This window comes from Streptomyces ureilyticus, from assembly GCF_011045025.1.
In the GTDB taxonomy this organism is placed as follows: Bacteria; Actinomycetota; Actinomycetes; order Streptomycetales; family Streptomycetaceae; genus Streptomyces; species Streptomyces ureilyticus.
In genome coordinates this window covers 1-16,861 of sequence record NZ_JAAKZX010000204.1, presented here as the reverse complement: position 1 = coordinate 16,861, position 16,861 = coordinate 1, and the positions used below count along the sequence as shown (strand labels likewise).

Annotated in this window: 18 protein-coding genes and 1 tRNA gene; 12 read left to right on the top strand and 7 right to left on the bottom strand. The window is 68.6% G+C overall.

The genetic code is table 11. The features are described 5' to 3' along the window. Window positions 1-217 precede the first annotated feature (217 nt). The gene (locus G6048_RS38885) at window positions 218-970 is read left to right on the top strand and encodes an MBL fold metallo-hydrolase (RefSeq protein WP_165344311.1); all 753 of its coding nucleotides are present in this window, start codon (window positions 218-220) and stop codon (window positions 968-970) included. 90 nt (window positions 971-1,060) lie between these two features. On the opposite strand, the gene G6048_RS38880 is transcribed toward G6048_RS38885, so the two are convergent. Beyond that, the gene (locus tag G6048_RS38880; protein ID WP_206342676.1) at window positions 1,061-2,272 is read right to left on the bottom strand and encodes a PTS transporter subunit EIIC; all 1,212 of its coding nucleotides are present in this window, start codon (window positions 2,270-2,272) and stop codon (window positions 1,061-1,063) included. A 391-nt stretch (window positions 2,273-2,663) separates the two neighbouring features. On the opposite strand from G6048_RS38880, the gene G6048_RS38875 reads away from it, so the two are divergent. From G6048_RS38875 to rdgB, 4 genes are all read left to right on the top strand, one after another. After that, window positions 2,664-2,897, top strand: a complete 234-nt coding sequence (locus G6048_RS38875; RefSeq protein ID WP_165344309.1) for a glucose PTS transporter subunit EIIB — start codon at window positions 2,664-2,666, stop codon at window positions 2,895-2,897. A gap of 113 nt (window positions 2,898-3,010) precedes the next feature. Next, the gene (rph, locus tag G6048_RS38870) at window positions 3,011-3,748 is read left to right on the top strand and encodes a ribonuclease PH (RefSeq protein WP_165344308.1); all 738 of its coding nucleotides are present in this window, start codon (window positions 3,011-3,013) and stop codon (window positions 3,746-3,748) included. A gap of 159 nt (window positions 3,749-3,907) precedes the next feature. Further along, on the top strand, window positions 3,908-4,312 hold the full coding sequence (locus G6048_RS38865; RefSeq protein ID WP_165344307.1) for a hypothetical protein: 405 nt from the start codon (window positions 3,908-3,910) through the stop codon (window positions 4,310-4,312). 81 nt (window positions 4,313-4,393) lie between these two features. Next, on the top strand, window positions 4,394-4,996 hold the full coding sequence (gene rdgB, locus G6048_RS38860) for an RdgB/HAM1 family non-canonical purine NTP pyrophosphatase (protein ID WP_165344306.1): 603 nt from the start codon (window positions 4,394-4,396) through the stop codon (window positions 4,994-4,996). Between the two features lie 54 nt (window positions 4,997-5,050). Here rdgB and G6048_RS38855 read toward each other — a convergent pair. The 4 genes from G6048_RS38855 to bcp all read right to left on the bottom strand — a co-directional run bounded on the left by G6048_RS38855 (window position 5,051) and on the right by bcp (window position 7,065). Further along, a tRNA-Leu gene (locus tag G6048_RS38855) sits at window positions 5,051-5,134 on the bottom strand. Then, entirely contained in the window at window positions 5,134-5,808 is a 675-nt protein-coding gene (locus tag G6048_RS38850) for an HNH endonuclease signature motif containing protein (protein ID WP_165344305.1), read from the bottom strand. The genes G6048_RS38855 and G6048_RS38850 overlap by 1 nt, the downstream gene beginning before the upstream one ends. Beyond that, window positions 5,805-6,455, bottom strand: coding sequence for an HNH endonuclease signature motif containing protein (locus G6048_RS38845; RefSeq protein ID WP_165344304.1), 651 nt, complete (start codon window positions 6,453-6,455; stop codon window positions 5,805-5,807). Before G6048_RS38845 ends, G6048_RS38850 begins: the two co-directional genes overlap by 4 nt. A gap of 142 nt (window positions 6,456-6,597) precedes the next feature. Next, window positions 6,598-7,065 carry a thioredoxin-dependent thiol peroxidase gene (bcp, locus tag G6048_RS38840; protein ID WP_165344303.1) on the bottom strand — a complete coding sequence of 156 codons (468 nt, stop codon included), beginning with the start codon at window positions 7,063-7,065 and terminating at the stop codon, window positions 6,598-6,600. Between the two features lie 104 nt (window positions 7,066-7,169). On the opposite strand from bcp, the gene G6048_RS38835 reads away from it, so the two are divergent. Together G6048_RS38835 and G6048_RS38830 are read left to right on the top strand one after the other, a co-directional pair. Then, window positions 7,170-7,583 carry a DUF3618 domain-containing protein gene (locus tag G6048_RS38835; RefSeq protein ID WP_165344302.1) on the top strand — a complete coding sequence of 138 codons (414 nt, stop codon included), beginning with the start codon at window positions 7,170-7,172 and terminating at the stop codon, window positions 7,581-7,583. Between the two features lie 57 nt (window positions 7,584-7,640). Then, entirely contained in the window at window positions 7,641-7,982 is a 342-nt protein-coding gene (locus G6048_RS38830; RefSeq protein ID WP_328828255.1) for a GroES family chaperonin, read from the top strand. Between the two features lie 38 nt (window positions 7,983-8,020). Here G6048_RS38830 and G6048_RS38825 read toward each other — a convergent pair whose 3' ends face one another. Continuing rightward, window positions 8,021-10,423, bottom strand: coding sequence for a transglycosylase domain-containing protein (locus G6048_RS38825; protein WP_165344301.1), 2,403 nt, complete (start codon window positions 10,421-10,423; stop codon window positions 8,021-8,023). A 224-nt stretch (window positions 10,424-10,647) separates the two neighbouring features. On the opposite strand from G6048_RS38825, the gene G6048_RS38820 reads away from it, so the two are divergent. Genes G6048_RS38820 through G6048_RS38805 form a run of 4 tightly spaced genes read left to right on the top strand, consistent with a single transcriptional unit; the run spans window position 10,648 to window position 14,220 of the window. Then, complete coding sequence (locus tag G6048_RS38820) at window positions 10,648-11,448, top strand: ABC transporter permease (protein WP_165344313.1); 801 nt, start codon at window positions 10,648-10,650, stop codon at window positions 11,446-11,448. Between the two features lie 31 nt (window positions 11,449-11,479). After that, the gene (locus tag G6048_RS38815) at window positions 11,480-12,328 is read left to right on the top strand and encodes an ABC transporter permease (RefSeq protein ID WP_165344300.1); all 849 of its coding nucleotides are present in this window, start codon (window positions 11,480-11,482) and stop codon (window positions 12,326-12,328) included. Between the two features lie 25 nt (window positions 12,329-12,353). Beyond that, window positions 12,354-13,319, top strand: a complete 966-nt coding sequence (locus tag G6048_RS38810; RefSeq protein ID WP_206342674.1) for an ABC transporter ATP-binding protein — start codon at window positions 12,354-12,356, stop codon at window positions 13,317-13,319. Between the two features lie 10 nt (window positions 13,320-13,329). Next, the gene (locus G6048_RS38805) at window positions 13,330-14,220 is read left to right on the top strand and encodes a DUF1707 SHOCT-like domain-containing protein (protein ID WP_165344298.1); all 891 of its coding nucleotides are present in this window, start codon (window positions 13,330-13,332) and stop codon (window positions 14,218-14,220) included. Window positions 14,221-14,243: 23 nt separating this feature from the next. Here G6048_RS38805 and G6048_RS48935 read toward each other — a convergent pair whose 3' ends face one another. Further along, a complete protein-coding gene (locus G6048_RS48935) occupies window positions 14,244-15,584 on the bottom strand; it encodes an SGNH/GDSL hydrolase family protein (protein ID WP_206342673.1) in 1,341 nt (446 codons plus the stop codon). Window positions 15,585-15,971: 387 nt separating this feature from the next. Between G6048_RS48935 and G6048_RS38790 the strand changes: the two genes are divergently transcribed. Next, a partial coding sequence (locus tag G6048_RS38790) for a DUF445 domain-containing protein (RefSeq protein ID WP_165344295.1) occupies window positions 15,972-16,861 on the top strand: 890 nt, incomplete at its 3' end.

Here is a 16,861-nt window from a genome sequence, read left to right as displayed (position 1 = left end):
GGTCTGGGGGCGCAGCCCCAGTGGGGTCCAGGGGCGGAGCCCCTTGGTATGGGACGGGTAAGGGCGGCGGGGGCGAAACACCCCCGAACCAGTGACGCCGCAGGTGAGTTCGCCCACAAGACCCCCTTATGGAGGAGCGACCGGAGGTTTTGCGCCTTACGCTCGACGGACCGCACGACCCCCGTCTTCACTCCCCGCCAGCGGAGGTTTCTGCTTTATGAAGCTCACCGTCGTCGGCTGCTCGGGGTCGTTCCCGTCCGCGGAATCGGCCTGCTCGAGCTACCTCGTAGAGGCCGACGGCTTCCGGCTGCTCCTCGACATGGGCAACGGTGCCCTAGGCGAGCTGCAGCGCCACTGCGGTCTTTACGACCTCGACGCGATCTACCTCAGCCATCTGCACGCCGACCACTGCATCGACATGTGCGCCTACTTCGTGGCGCGCTACTACCGGCACGAGGGCGGCCGAGCCGCCCCCATCCCGGTCTACGGCCCCGAGGGCACCGAGCACCGCCTCACCACCGCCTACGCCGACACCCCCAGCGCCTCCTCCATGAGCGAGGTCTTCGACTTCCACACGGTCAAGCCGGGCTCCTTCGAGATCGGCCCGTTCTCGGTGCACACCGAGAAGGTGAGCCACCCCGTGGAGGCGTACGGCATCCGCGTCGAACACGGCGGCCGGACGCTCACGTACTCCGGCGACACGGGCGTATGCGACCCGCTCGTCGAACTCGCCCGCGACGCCGACCTGTTCCTGTGCGAGGCCGCGTTCACCCACGGCAAGGAGAACATCCCCGACCTGCACCTCAACGGCCGCGAGGCGGGCGAGATCGCCGCCCGCGCCGCCGCCCGCCGCCTCGTCCTCACCCACATCCCGCCGTGGACGGACCCCCAGGTCAACCTCGCGGACGCCCGCGAGACGTACACCGGCCCGGTGGAACTGGCGACGCCGCGAGTGACGTACGAGATCTAGAGCCCGTACGTATACGAGATCCAGAGCCCGTACGTACGAGAAGGCGCCCGGAGTCCGACTCCGGGCGCCTTCTCGTACGTACTCGGTGACCTACTTCGCCTCCGCCTTCTGCAGCTCCGCCAGCTCCTCGTCCGACTCCCGGCCCGGAGTCGGCAGGTTGAACTTGATGATCGCGAAGCGGAAGACCACGTAGTAGACCGCGGCGAAGCACAGGCCCACCAGGACCAGGCCCCACGGATTCGTCGCGATCCCGAGGTTCAGGAAGAAGTCGACCGCGCCGGCTGAGAAGCCGAAGCCGTCCTTCATGCCGAGCGCCCAGGTCAGTGCCATGGAGACACCGGTGAGGACGGCGTGGATGGCGTACAGGACCGGCGCGATGAACATGAACGTGAACTCGATCGGCTCGGTGACACCGGTGACGAACGACGTCAGCGCCAGCGAGACCATCATGCCGCCGACGACCTTGCGGCGCTCGGGACGGGCGCAGTGCACGATCGCCAGGCAGGCGGCCGGGAGCGCGAACATCATGATCGGGAAGAAGCCGGTCATGAACTGGCCGGCACTCGGGTCACCCGCCAGGAAGCGCGCGATGTCACCGCTCTTGCCCTCGTACTCGCCCGCCTGGAACCACGGGAAGGAGTTCAGCAGGTGGTGCATGCCGATCGGGATCAGCGCACGGTTGGCGACACCGAAGATGCCCGCGCCCACGGAGCCCGAACCGACCAGCCACTCACCGAAGTTGTGCAGACCGGTGCCCAGGACCGGCCAGATGTAGCCGAAGACGATGCCGATGAGCAGGCCGGCGAACGCGGACAGGATCGGCACGAGGCGGCGGCCGCCGAAGAAGCCCGCCCAGTCCGGCAGTTTGGTCCGGTAGAACTTCTGATACAGCAGGGCGACGACGATGCCCATCACCACACCGCCGAGGACCTTGGCGTCCACGGGCGCGTCGACCATCACGACCTTGCCGTCGACGGCCTCCGCGACCTGCGGCAGGCTCTTGTCGGTGAACGTGGCCAGTACGTTCTTGAAGACCAGGTAGCCGACGACGGCCGCGAGCGCGGTCGAACCGTCCGACTTCTTGGCGAAACCGATCGCGATGCCCACCGCGAACAGCAGTGCCATGTTGTCGAGGATCGCGTTGCCGCCCGCCGACATAAAGCCGGCGATCTTGGTGAGGAACTCCGGGAACGACTCGCGGCCTAGCATGTCGGTGTTACCGAGGCGCACCAGGAGCGCTGCTGCGGGCAGGACGGCGACAGGCAGCATCAGGCTGCGGCCGATGCGCTGCATGACAGCCATCGCGCCGGAACCCTTCTTCTTGCCGGCCGGGGGAGCGGCGGCGGTGGCCGTGGACACAACTTCCTCCTGGAGTCCTGGGGGGACGGTGGTGTCTCCGTATGGGAGCGACGGAGCGACATGGGAGCGATATGCGAGCGACCCATGATCCATCGGCCGCCTGGTCTAAACCACTCAGTGGTGTAGACCTGTTGTAGCACGGTCAAGGGCGGATAAGGAACCCGTGTTTTCGTTTCTCGCCAGCCCCGTGTTCGCCGGCCGTTGCCAACAGGTGTAGACCTGTGAGTTACTGCGGCGCAGCGGCAACACGGCACATCGAGCCGGACCAACCAGATCAACCAGATCAACCAGATCAACCAGATCAACCGGGTCAACCGGATCAGGGGAGAACGACATGGCCACCAAGGCTGAGAAGATCGTCGCCGGGCTCGGCGGCATCGACAACATCGAAGAGGTCGAGGGCTGCATCACCCGCCTCCGCACCGAGGTCGTGGACGCGAACCTGGTCGACGAGACCGCCCTCAAAGCCGCCGGCGCACACGGCGTCGTGAAGATGGGCACCGCGATCCAGGTCGTCATCGGCACCGACGCCGACCCCATCGCGGCCGACATCGAAGACATGATGTGAGCCGCCGGACACCAGCATGACCCGGCCGCCTCGCTCGCGCTCCAGCCGGCCTGAGGGACCGCTTTCGTTTACCGGAGGCGGCCCCTCCCGTTCGGGCCGCTAGGCTCATCGCCATGTCACGAATCGACGGCCGCACGCCCGAGCAGCTCCGCCCCATCACCATCGAGCGCGGCTGGAGCAAGCACGCCGAAGGCTCCGTCCTCATCTCCTTCGGCGACACCAAGGTCTTCTGCACCGCCTCCGTCACCGAAGGCGTCCCGCGCTGGCGCAAAGGCAGCGGCGAAGGCTGGGTCACCGCCGAGTACTCCATGCTGCCCCGCGCCACCAACACCCGCGGCGACCGCGAATCCGTACGCGGCAAGATCGGCGGCCGTACGCACGAGATCAGCCGCCTCATCGGCCGCTCCCTGCGCGCCGTCATCGACTACAAGCAACTCGGCGAGAACACCATCGTCCTCGACTGCGACGTACTCCAGGCCGACGGCGGCACCCGCACCGCCGCCATCACCGGCGCCTACGTAGCCCTCGCCGACGCCATCTCCTGGGCCCGCGCCAAAAAGCTCATCAGGGCCAGCCGCCAGCCCCTCACCGGCACCGTCAGCGCCGTCTCCGTCGGCATCGTCGGCGGCGTACCCCTCCTCGACCTCTGCTACGAGGAAGACGTACGCGCCGACACCGACATGAACGTCGTCTGCACCGGCGACGGACGCTTCGTCGAAGTCCAGGGCACCGCGGAAGCCGAACCCTTCGCCCGCGAAGAACTCAACTCCCTGCTCGACCTTGCCGTTTCAGGCTGCGAAGAACTCGCTGTCGTACAGCGCAAGGCACTTGATACGGTCCTCGAAAGGTAAAGGACGCACCAAGTCCGCACTTGGAGGGGCCGCACGCCGCAGGCAACCACGGCAGCGGTCCCCGCGTCCCTACCAGTACGGGCGCACGGCACACCGCCGTACGCCCCGCCGCACCACACGGGGCCCCCGAGGCCCGCAAAGCAACGGGAGGACCGTTCCATGGCCGCGAGCCGACGCCCGCGACGTCGCAGTATCACCATCGCCTCCGCAGTGGCAGCCGTCGCGCTGACCGCCGGACTCACCACCGGCTGCGACGCCGTCAACAAGGCGCTGGACTGCGCCAGGACCGCCGACGCCATCGCCGACAGCGTCACCGACCTCCAGCAGGCCGTCGAGAACGCGGCGAACGACCCCACGCAGACCGACGAAGCGCTCGACTCCATCGACAAGAACCTCAACGAGATCGGCGACAAAACCGAGGACACCGACGTCAACAAGGCCGTCGACGACCTCCAGGCAGCCGTCACCAACGTCCGCGACTCCATCAAGAACGGCGACGAGACACCGGACATCAGCCCGGTCACGGACGCCGCAGGCGAACTCACGAAGGTCTGCACGTCGTAGGAGATCCCAGGGTTACGGGACTGGGGGGCGCCCTGAACAAGAGGAGCGCCCCCCACTCATGACCTGACTACTGTGAGAGCCATGACCCGCCTGATCCTCGCCACCCGCAACCACGGAAAGCTCACCGAGCTCAAGGCGATCCTCGCCGCCGCCGACCTCCACCACGACCTGGTCTGCGCGGACGCCTACCCCGACATCCCCGACGTCAAGGAAACCGGCGTCACCTTCGCCGAGAACGCCCTCCTCAAGGCCCACGCCCTCGCCCAGGCCACCGGCCTCCCCGCCGTCGCCGACGACTCCGGCCTCTGCGTCGACGTACTCGGCGGCGCCCCCGGCATCTTCTCCGCCCGCTGGTCCGGCTCCCACGGCGACGACCGCGCCAACCTCACCCTCCTCCTCGACCAGCTGAGCGACGTCCCCGACCAACACCGAGCCGCCCACTTCACCTGCGCCGCCGCCCTCGCCCTCCCGGACGGAACGGAACGCGTGGTCGAGGGCCGCCTCCGCGGCACCCTCCGCCGCGAACCGGCCGGCACCCATGGCTTCGGCTACGACCCGATCCTCCAGCCGGACGGCGACACGAGAACGTGCGCGGAGATGTCCCCCGAGGAGAAGAACGAGATCAGCCATCGGGGGAAGGCGTTTCGGGGGCTGGTGCCGGTGTTGCGGGAGATGGTGGGCTGACGTGCACACGGTAACGGCCTGCGTACCGATCCTTCGATTCGCAGGCCGTTCGTGTGCGGCGGAAGGGATTCGAACCCTCAAGCCCGTTCAAGGGCCACAGATCCTAAGTCTGCTGCGTCGCCGTTGCGCCACCGCCGCTAGACGCCTGCCATCGTACCGGGAGTAGTTCGCGGCCTGTTGCCTCCCCTGCACCAGGTGTCAGTGATCGCGTGGCAGTTGGGGCACAGCAACCGGAGGTTCTCGCGGCGGTTGTCGCTCCAGTCGCCGTTGATGTGATCGATCTCCAGGGTCATGGGCTTGCCGAGCCACTCGGACCCGACTCCGCAATCTGCGCACCGTTCCGGTACTCCGACCTCCCGGAGAGCGCGACGTAGCAGCGCGGTGCCTGTCCGGCGCTTGCCCTCGTGCCGGACCAGGATGTCCTCGGGACCCTTGGCGTTGTGGCTCCGCTTGCCACGTCGGTGACCCTGCCCGAGGAAGTGGGCTGTTGAGATGCCCTCTTCGGCGGTCCACTGACGCAGCAGCGCACGTTGCCAGTGGTTGTCGGGGCGATCCAAGCGCCGCAGCACTTCTGTGAGTGACGCCGACTCGGCGACCGCCCCACGCAGTTCGGCGTACGTGGGGCGTGGGCGTCTGCCGTGGGGGCTGAAATGCGATACGTCGATGCCGAAGTCAGTGAATCGCTTCATGAGGTACCGCCGGAGGGTGGCGTATGGCCTCGTGCCGAGGAAGGCGATGACCTCGTCGATGTCGGAGCACTGTGCGGCGGCGTCCTCCAGCCGCTCGCGGGTGTACTGCACACCGCTGCTCATCGGGCACCCTTGCCACGACCCGTGCCGCGCCCCCGGTAAGTGTCCGTTGTGGAATGACAGTTGGGGCAGAGGAAGCGCAGGTTGTCGATGCGGTTATTGCGCCAGTTGCCGTCGATGTGGTCGACCTCGAGCGGCAGCGGTTGCCCCCGCCACACCGCCTCGACCCCGCAGAGGGCGCAGCACTCCTCCATACCCTGCGCGAGCAGCGCTCGCTTGAGGCGATCGCTTGGGACACGCCGGGCCTGAGCCTCCGGCAGTTCGACGAGCACGGCTGCTGGCGTCCGACGACGCCTGACGTCGCCACCTCGCGGCGGCACCTGGAAGTGCGAGGTGTCGATGCCGTGCGCCTTGATACGTCGGCTGATATGCGTGTGGTGCCCTCCGACGACCTCCAACCCAAGATGGCGCAGCACTTCGCACATGTTCGTCGACGCAGAGACCGCCACCTGGAGCACTTCCCTGGTCCACCTCGCGCCATCCCGCTCGAAGTGGGACGTGTCTACCCCTAGCTTCTTCAGTCGCTCCCGGACGTAGTGCCGGGTCGAACTTCCCGGATCCACCCCCAACTTCCCCAACGCCTCCGACAACGTCCGCGACGAACTCGCCGCCTCTTCCAGGCGCTCCCTGGTGTACGGACTTGCCCCCATGGTTCCCCTCCGTTCCCGGCCACCCGTTCGTGGCCTCGCACGGAGTAACGAACCGCTAATCGGACAGTCACGCCCGGAATGCACAGCGGCCCGTGCCGGATCTCACCGGTACGGGCCGCTCGTGCGGGAAGAGGTACGCGCCTCAGATCCCCAAGTCCTTGATGATCTTGGCGACATGGCCGGCCGCCCGCACGTTGTACAGGGCGCGTTCGACCTTGCCCTCCTCGTCGACGACGATCGTGGAGCGGATGACGCCCATGTACGTCTTGCCGTAGTTCTTCTTCTCGCCGTAGGCGCCGTAGGACTCGATGACCGTCTTGTCGGGGTCGCCGGCCAGGGTGACCTTGAGGGATTCCTTCTCGCGGAACTTCGCCAGCTTCTCCGGCTTGTCGGGGGAGATGCCGATGACGTCGTAGCCGGCGGATGCCAGGGCGTCGAGGTTGTCCGTGAAGTCGCAGGCCTGCTTGGTGCAGCCGGGGGTGAGGGCGGCGGGGTAGAAGTAGACGATGACCTTGCGGCCCTTGTGGTCGGCCAGGGAGACCTCGTTGCCGTCGGCGTCGGGGAGGGTGAAGGCGGGGGCGGTGTCGCCGGGCTGGAGTCGCTCGCTCATCTCGGTTCGGTCTCCTTGCGGGGTGGTGGATACGGACCCGAGCGTAATGGGGGTGCCCGGGGGGTGTCCGGTCAGCGGAGCTGACAGACTGTCGGCCAGGACAGATGACCCCATACGACCTTGGAGGCAGCGCGGTGTCGGATACGTCGAGCACGCCGGACATCAGAACTCCGGCGCAGATCGAGGCGGACATCAAGCGCCGTCGCGAGACCCTCGCCGAGACGCTCGACGAGATCGGCGCGCGGGTGCACCCGAAGACGATCGTCGGCGACGCGAAGGCCAAGGTCGTCTCGAACATCGACCACACCGTCGGCCGCGCCTATGTCGGCGTGAACCGCATGGTCAGCGATGTGCGGGGCCAGCTGGTCAACGAGGAGGGCGCGCCTCGGCTCGAGCGCATCGTGCCGGTGGCGCTGGTGGTGGTCGGGGTCGTCGGGCTGCTCGCCGTGGGTTCCCGGCGCGGCGCCGCCGTCGGTTCTCGGCGAGGTTCCTCGGGCTCCCGGCGCCGCAGGCGCTGAACCCCGGCCCGACCCCTCCCGCGTACGGGCCGCGCAAAGCCAGGTAGGTTCAAGAGCGTGAGTGCGAACACCCATCACGACAAGCTGCCCATCCGGATGCTGCACGACCGTGTGCTCGTGCGGCAGGACACCACCGAGGGCGAGCGCCGTTCCGGTGGCGGGATCCTGATTCCGGCGACCGCGGCGGTGGGCCGTCGGCTCGCCTGGGCCGAGGTCGTCGCGGTCGGGCAGAACGTACGGGCCGTGGAGCCGGGCGACCGTGTCCTGTTCGACCCGGAGGACCGCGCCGAGGTCGAGGTGCGTGGCGTCCCGTACGTGCTGATGCGCGAGCGGGATCTGCATGCGGTGGCGGCGGACCGGTTCGAGGGGTCCGAGGACTCGACGGGGTTGTACCTGTAGCCAGCCCGTGGGCCCGTATGTAGTCAGGGGGCCGGCAGCTATTCGGCGCTTCTGAAGGTCACGCCTCCATCCGTCCTGCCCCACGTGACCCCGCCCCCGTCCGTCGTGCCGCCGCCCGTCGAAGACGTACCTCCATCCGTCGTGCCGCCGACCGTCGGCTTTCCTCCGTCCGTTCCGCCCGTGGACGCCGTACCGCCGTCGGTCGTCGTGCCGCCGCTCGGCTGGTCCGGGGCCGTCGGGGCCGGGGGCTCGACGGGGGTCTCCTCGCCGCCGGTGGTCGTCCCGCCGTCCTCGCCGTTTCCGCCGTCCGCGCCGCCCGGCCCGCCTGGGCCGTCCATGCCGTCCGTCGTGCCGCCGCTGTCCTCCTCGCCCCTGTCCTCCTCGCCCCTGTCCCAGGGCGACTCCTCCCAGGGCTCCTCCGTCGGGAACTCCTCCTCGTCCGCGCCCTCTTGGACCTGGAGGTCGAAGTCCTTGACGTCCGTGCCCTCGAGGGCGTCCTGGGTGTATTGGGCCCAGATCTGCGCGGGGTAGCCGCCGCCGTTGATGCGGGCCTGGCCGAGTGCTCCGTACAGGGGGGTGTGGGCGCCCGTTTTCGGGTTCTGGCCCATGATGGCGACGACGGTGGCGAGGTCGGGGGTGTAGCCGGCGAACCAGGCAGCCTGGTCCTCCTCCGCGGTGCCGGTCTTCCCTGCGGCGGGTCGGCCCGCGGCCTGTGCGGCGGTGGCGGTGCCGCCCTCGACGACGCCTCGCAGGACCTCTGTCGTGGTGTCGGCGGCTTCGCGGCTGACGGCCTGCCGTTCGCCTGTGTCGCGGGAGGGCAGGGTGACGGCGTCCTCGGTGCCGTCCTTGGTGATGTCGGAGACGAGTGAGTACCGGCCGTGTTTGCCGTGGTTGGCGAGGGTGGCGTAGGCCTCCGCCATGTCGAGGACGCTCGCGGTGGCCGGGCCGAGGGCGATGGAGGGGGAGGCCGTCAGGTCGGGGGTGGACGACGGGATGCCCAGGTCGATGGCGGTCTGCACGACGTTGTCGGGGCCGACGTCCACGGCCATCTGTGCGTACACGGCGTTGACGGACTTGTCGGTGGCTTCGCGGACCGGGATCTGGCCGTACGAGGTGTGGTCCTCGTTCTCGGGTGCGTACCTGCCGCCCTGCCAGCCTTCGACGGGCCGCTCGCTCGTGCCGTCGTAGATCGTGTTCGGGGTGATGAGGCGGCCGTCCTGGGTGGTCGAGCCGTGCTGCACGGCGGAGGCGAACACGAACGGCTTGAAGGTGGAGCCGACCTGGTAGTCGCGACGGGTGGCGTTGTTGACGTACTGCTTGGTGTAGTCGATGCCGCCGTACATGGCGACGACCTTGCCGGTGGCCGGGTCGATGGAGACGCCGCCGGCGCGGACGTTGCGGTCGATCTTGCGGCTCTTCTTGTCGAGCTGGTCCATCACCTGGTCGTCGACGGCCTTGACGAAGGCGTTCTGCTTGTCCTTCTGGATGGTGGTGGTGATGCGGTAGCCGCCGGTGGCGAGGGTTTCCTCGTCGATGATCTCGCCGCCGGTCAGGTAGTCCTTGACGGCCTGTACGAGATAGCCGCGCTGCCCGGACAGTCCGGCGGAGCCCTTGGCCTCCTTGGGCGCCGGGAACTCCAGTCCGGCCCGCTCCAAGGGCGTCAGCCACTTCTTCTCGACCATGCCGTCGAGTACATAGTTCCAGCGGTCCACGACCGCCGGCCTGTTCTCGGGGTGCGCGGTCACGTCGTACTTGCTGGGCGCGTTGAGGAGCGAGGCGAGGTACGCGCCCTGGGCGGCCGTGAGGTCCTTGGCGTCGACGTCGTAGTAGGCCTGGGCGGCGGCCTGGATGCCGTAGGCGTTGCGGCCGAAGAAGCTGGTGTTCAGGTAGCCCTCGAGGATCTCGTCCTTGCTGACCTCGCGGTCGAGCTTGATGGAGATGAAGAACTCCTTGATCTTCCGGGTGACCGTCTGCTCCTGCGCCAGGTAGTAGTTCTTGACGTACTGCTGGGTGATCGTCGAGCCGGACTGTTTTCCCTTGCCGGTGACGGTGTTCCAGGCGGCGCGGATCATGGCCTGGGGGTCGACGGCGGACTCGGTGTAGAAGTCCCGGTCCTCGGCGGCGAGCACGGCGTGCTGGGTGTCCTTGGAGATCCGGGCGAGCGTGACGTTCTCCCGGTTGACCTCGCCGTCGCGGGCGAGTCGGCTGCCGTCCGCGTACAGGTAGACGTTGCTCTGCTTCGTCGCGGCCGCGTTCGCCGCGGGGATCTCGACCAGGAAGTAGCCGAGCGCGAACAGGCCGATCAGCAGGAGGACTACGCCGACGAAGGTGCCGAGCACCATCCGCCAGGTCGGGATCAGCCGGCGCCAGCCGGTGCGCCGCCGCGGGCGTGCGGTGCTCGGCTGCTGCGGCTCTGGCTGCTGCTGCGGCTGGTCGTTCATGTGGTGCCGGACTCCCGTTTCGCGGCGTACGTGCCTGTACGCCATCGTTCGCTCTCTGTTGCCCCCTGTTGAAGACTCTTGCACCGTGCGTTGCGTTCCCGGCACGAGGCGCACGGTTTGGTCACAGAAAATGCCTGGCACGGGGTACGGCCCTGGGACTAGGCTCCTGCGCTTCGGTGTCTGGCGGGCGGGTGCGCGGGTGCGTGCGCGGGAGGGGTGTGGTCGTGGGTGCGGGGCGGTTGTACGCGGCCGTCGCGGTGGGGAGTTTCCGGCGGTACGCGACGTACCGGGTGGCCACGGCGGCGGGGGTGTTCACCAACACTGTCTTCGGCGTGATCCTCGTCTACACGTATCTGGCGCTGTGGGACGAGCGGCCGGATCTGGGCGGGTACGACCAGGCGCAGGCCGTGACGTATGTGTGGCTGGGGCAGGCGCTGTTCGCGGCGCTGGCCATCCAGAGCGGGGGCTTCGAGACCGAGCTGATGGAGCGCATCCGCACCGGTGAGATCGCGATCGATCTGTACCGGCCGGCCGATCTCCAACTGTGGTGGCTGGCCAGCGACTTGGGGCGGATGCTGTTCCAGTTCGTGGGGCGGGGCGTGATCCCGTTCGTCTTCGGTGCGCTGTTCTTCCCGATGGCCCTGCCGGGGGATTTCGGCACCTGGGCGGCGTTCCTGGTCGCCCTGCTGCTGGCGGCGGTCGTCAGCTTCGGGATCCGCTATCTGGCGGCGTTGAGCGTGTTCTGGCTGATGGACGGCAGAGGCGTCACGCAGGCGCTGATGGTCATGGGTATCTTCTGCTCGGGCATGACCCTGCCGCTGAACGCCTTCCCGGGTGCGCTCGGCGATGTGGTCCAGGCGTTGCCGTGGGCGGCGCAGCTCCAGATACCGGCGGATGTGCTGATGGGGGAGGCCGACGCGCTCGGGGCGTACGTGTTCCAGGCGGCGTGGGCTGTGGCACTGCTGGCGGCGGGGCGGCTGTTGCAGTCGGCGGCTACGCGGAGGGTGGTGGTGCAGGGTGGGTGAGGCGTCCAAGGTCGCTTCCACGGCGGCATCCATGACCGTATCCACATCCACACCGGCGTCGACGGCCGGCTCCAGGGTCGCGGAAGGTCTGCGGGCCTACCTGCTGATCGCCGGGATGTGGATCCGGGCCGGTATGACGTACCGCACCTCCTTCGTCGTCACGGTCATCGGCAACCTGCTGCTGTCCGGGATGGACTTCGTCGGCATCCTGCTGATGTTCTCGCAGGTCGACTCGCTCGGCGGCTGGACGCTGCCCGAGGTGGCCTTCCTGTACGGCCTGTCCGCCACGGCGTTCGGAATCACGGACCTGCTGCTCGGCTCGTCGGAGGTCCTGGGCGCCCGGATCCGCGACGGGTCGTTCGACACGCTGCTGGTACGTCCCGTTCCGGTGCTCGCGCAGGTCGCCGCCGACCAGTTCCCGCTGCGCCGCTTCGGCCGGGTCATTCAGGGGTCGTTGGTGCTGGGCTGGGCGCTGTTCGCCGTCGACGTCGACTGGACCGTGCCGAAGGCGCTGCTGGTGCCGGTGATGCTGGTCAGCGGCGCGCTGATCTTCGGGGCGATCTTCGTCGCGGGCGCCGCCTTCCAGTTCCTGGCGCAGGACGCCGCCCAGGTGCAGAACGCGTTCACGTACGGCGGCACCACGATGCTGCAGTACCCCCCGACGCTGTTCGGGAAGGACCTCGTACGCGGGGTGACCTTCGTGCTGCCGCTCGCCTTCGTCAACTGGCTGCCCGCGTCCTACGTGCTGGGGCGGCCGTATCCGCTCGACCTGCCGACATGGGTGACGTACATGTCGCCGCTCGCCGCCGGGGTGTGCTGCGGGCTGGCGGGTGTGGTGTGGCGGGCGGGGCTTCGCTCGTACCGGAGTACAGGGAGCTAGAGGGAGATAGCCAGTGACAGATGCTCTGACCGAAGGCTTCATCGAGCTCGACCGCGTCGAGAAGGTCTTCGACGTACGCAAGAAGACCGGCTTCCTGCGCCGGGAGCGGCACCAGGTACGGGCCGTCGACTCGATCTCCTTCACCGTGGCGCGCGGCGAGATGGTCGGCTACATCGGGCCGAACGGTGCGGGCAAGTCGACGACGATCAAGATGCTGACGGGGATCCTCACGCCGAGCGGCGGACGGCTGCGGGTCGCGGGCATCGATCCGTCCCGCGAGCGGACGCGGCTCGCGCACCGTATCGGGGTGGTGTTCGGGCAGCGTACGACGCTGTGGTGGGACCTCCCGCTGATCGACTCGTACAAGCTGATGCACCGCATGTACCGGATCCCGGACGCCCGTTACCGCGAGAACCTCGACCGGCTTGTCGAACTCCTCGATCTGGGCGCCTTGTTGGACGTCCCGGTGCGGCAGCTCTCCCTCGGGCAGCGGATGCGCGGTGACATCGCGGCGGCGCTGCTGCACGACCCCGAGGTGCTCTACCTCGACGAGCCGACGATCGGGCTCGACGTGATCAGCAAGGCGAGGGTGCGGGAGTTCCTGCGGGAGTTGAACACCGAACGGTCGACGACCGTGCTGCTCACCACCCACGACCTCTCCGACATCGAGCAGCTCTGCTCGCGCGTGATGGTCATCGATCACGGGCGCATGATGTACGACGGCCCGCTCACCGGGCTGCACGAGATCGGCGACGGCGAACGCACCCTCGTGGTGGACCTGGAGCGCGAACTGCCGCCCATCGAGGTCGATGCGGCCCGCGTGGTGAAGATCGACGGGCCCCGGCAGTGGCTCGCCTTCCCGGCCTCGGCGTCGGCGGCGCCGCTCGTCGCGCGGATCGCCGCCGAGTATCCGCTGGTCGACCTCTCGGTACGGGAACCGGACATCGAGGCCGTCATCAGCCGCATGTACGCGGAGAAGGCAACCTCGTAGGCTTCGTTACATGACCGAAGAAGTCCCCGAATTGCGGGCCTCAGACACAGACCGTGAACGAGTCGCCGAAGTGCTCAGGGAGGCCGTCGCCGAGGGCCGCCTCGACATGGAGGAGTTCGAGGAACGGCTCGACGCGACGTACAAGGCCCGTACCTACGGGGAACTGGCGCCGATCACCCGCGATCTGCCCGTCGCCGGGGTGACGCCGCCTTCTCCGGTGTCGATGGTCAAGCAGCCCGAGGGGTCGGGTGACTGGGCGGGCCGGATCGTCGGCGGGGAGGGCTCGTCCCAGGCAGGCGTCGCGATCCTGTCGGGGTTCGAGCGCAAGGGGCGCTGGACCGTGCCGAAGCGGTTCACCGCGGTCGCGTTCATGGGCGGCGGCACCATCGACCTGCGCGAGGCGGACTTCGCGGACCGCGAGATCGTCATCAACTGCGTCGCGATCATGGGCGGCATAGAGGTCATCGTGCCGCCCGGCGTCGAGGTCGACGTCCGCGGCATCGGCATCATGGGCGGTTTCGATCACCTTTCGGACTACGTACCGGGCGATCCCGGCGCCCCGCGCGTGATCGTGACGGGCTTCGCCTTCTGGGGCGGCGTCAGCGCCGAACGCAAGCTCACCCGCGCGGAGCGGCAGCGGATCAAGGAGCAGCGGCGTCAGGAGAAGCTTGAGCGGAAGGCCGGCCGCCAAGGGGAGCAGGACGAGTTGGAGGAGCTGGAGGGGCGGTCCTCCGCGTCCTCCGCTCACCGGGACGCGCTGGACCAGGCCCGGTCCATCCACCGGGATGCGATGGAGCAGCATCGGGAGTTGATGCGTCAGCATCGAGAGGAGCGGGAGGGCCGGCGGCGGGCTCGTCAGGACGAGCGTGACGAGCGGCGCCGCCGGCGGGATTGGGAGTAGGCCTCAGGGCGCAGCCCTCAGCCTCACAGCTCCGCCGGAGCCGCCCCCTTGAGCATGTCCAGGTCGAACTTCTTCGCCATCTCCTTGTAGCCCCGGTCGCTCGGGTGGAGGTGGTCGCCCGAGTCGTACAGGGGGTTGAGGCGGCGTGGGTTGTACGGGTCGCGTAGGGCCTCGTCGAAGTCGACGTAGTCGTCGAAGATGTCGCCGGAGCGGATCTGGGCGTTGACGGCCTGGCGGGTGGCTTCGAGGTGGGGGCGGTAGCCGCGGTGGCCCTGGAAGGGCATGAGGGTCGCGCCGATGACGCGCAGTCCGCGGTCGTGGGCCCGCCGCGTCAGCTCGCGCAGGCCGGCGGTGATCTTGTCCGCGTCGGTCACGTGCGGGGTGCGCAGTATGTCGTTGACGCCGAGGGCGATGACGACGGCCTTGACGTTGGTGCGGCCGAGGACGTCGCGGTCGAAGCGGTTCAGTCCGCTCGGGTTCCCGGCGGGACGGCCTCCGCCGCCGGCCAGCAGGCGGTTTCCGCTGATGCCCTGGTTGATGACGCTGTAGCGGGGCCCGTCCGACGCGTCGCGGTCGCGGGCGCGGTCGCGCAGCCGGCCGGCGAGGGCGTCGGTCCAGCGCCGGTTTTCGCCCATGGAGGCGGTCACGCCGTCGGTGAGCGAGTCGCCGATCACGACGACCGTGCCCTCGGACTCGTTGCTCAGCACGTCCACCGCGGTCAGGTAGCGCCAGGCCCGCGTCTGAGCGGCGTACGGCACCCCGGTCACGTCCTCCGTGCGGTCGCCCTGCGCGGTGTACGAGATCTGCCGCGCCGTCGGGTGGTAGGTGACCGGCCCGGACGGTGTGGGCGAGTACGTGGTCACCAGGATGTCTGTGTTGTGCGGGATCAGCAGTCGTGCCGCATCGCTGACCACCTGCTGCCCGGGCGGCACGATCACCGAGGGGTTGCCGCCGAAGGTCAGCCGGCGCATGGTGTCGGCGGCAGCGGCGGCGTTGTTCGCGGTGGCCGCCACGGCGATCGAGGCGTGCGTGATGTTGAGCGGCTGCTGTCCGTACAGGTTCGACAGGGTGACGCGCGCCGCGGTGCCCCCCACGCCCGCGTGCACGACATTGCGTACGGAACGGCCCGCCATGCCCTGCGTCTCGGTGCCCGGCTCGGCACCGGCCGGGGCCGTCGACCAGGCGCCGACCCAGACGCCGGTGGACGCGGGAGCCGCCGGGTTGTTCTGCGGGCCCCGGCCGCCCGCCAGCGTGTCCCGGGCGGCGCCGTCGTCGAAGCCGACTCCGACGTAGATGGCCGCGGAAACGGCCACGATCATGGCGATGACCGCCGACAGCAGGGCATAACCGTGGCGCTTGGTCATGCGGTGCAGGTCTCCTATGGCAGTGGGAGCCTCAGGCTCCGATGTGATCACCTCATGATGAGGCATGGCAGGAGAAGAAACCGACAGACCCCCCCGGCCTGTCTCGAACCCCCGAACGGAAGACGCCGGGAACTCCTGTTCCGTTCCAGGAGTCGGTCAGGAAGGGAGGAGTCGTCGGAAGTCAGTCAGAAGTCGGTGGAAATCCGGCCATGAGTCAGTCAGGGGTTCGGTCGGGAGTTCTGTGGTGACTTCGGTGATGAGTTCGGTGGTGAGTGGTGATGAGTTCGGTGGTGAGTTCGGTCAGGAGGGGAGCGCGGTCGGGAGGGGCGAGGGAAAGGGGCGCAGGAAAGCGACAATGGGTACGGGTTCTGCGAACGGGTGGAGTGGATGGAACGTACGAAAGCGGATGAAGCCGAGCGTGACGGGCTCATAGGGCCGAGTGCCCAGCCGGTCCGCGCCCCTAACCGGACCGGTGATCGGGCCGGGGACAGGACCAACGGCCGGACCAGTAACCGGGCCATGGGTTACTACAGCGCCGCCGACGAGGAGAAACGCCGCGGCGTCGTCCGGATGAAGATGACGGCCACCGGCCTGTTGCTCCTGGTCGCCGTCATCTACGTACTCGCCGAATGGGCGTCCCACGCGGGCGCCGGCGCCTGGGCCGGGTATGTCGCGGCGGCGGCCGAGGCGGGCATGGTCGGTGCGCTCGCCGACTGGTTCGCCGTCACCGCCCTGTTCCGCTATCCGCTCGGCCTGCGCATCCCGCACACCGCGATCATCCCGACCAAGAAGGACCAGCTGGGCGTCTCCCTGGGGGAGTTCGTCGGCGAGAACTTCCTGTCGCACGAGGTCGTACGACAACGTCTGCGTGCCGTCGGCATCGGCAGCCGCCTCGGTGCCTGGCTCGCCGAGCCGGAGCATGCCGACCGGGTCACCGCGGAACTGTCCACCGCGCTGCGGGGCGCCCTCGCCGTGCTGCGCGACTCCGATGTGCAGGCCATCGTCGGGGAGGCCATCAACCGGCGGGCCGACTCGGCGGAGATCGCCCCGCGGATCGGGAAGATGCTGGAGGGCATCGTCGCGCAAGGCGGCCACAAACGGGCCGTCGACCTCATCTGCGTACGCGCCCACGACTGGCTCGTCCTCCACAACGACCAGGTGATGGACGCCGTGCAGGGCGGCGCCCCCGGCTGGACCCCGCGGTTCGTCGACAAGCGGGTCGGTGAACGCGTCTACAAGGAACTGCTGCGCTTCGTCACCGAGATGCGCGACATGCC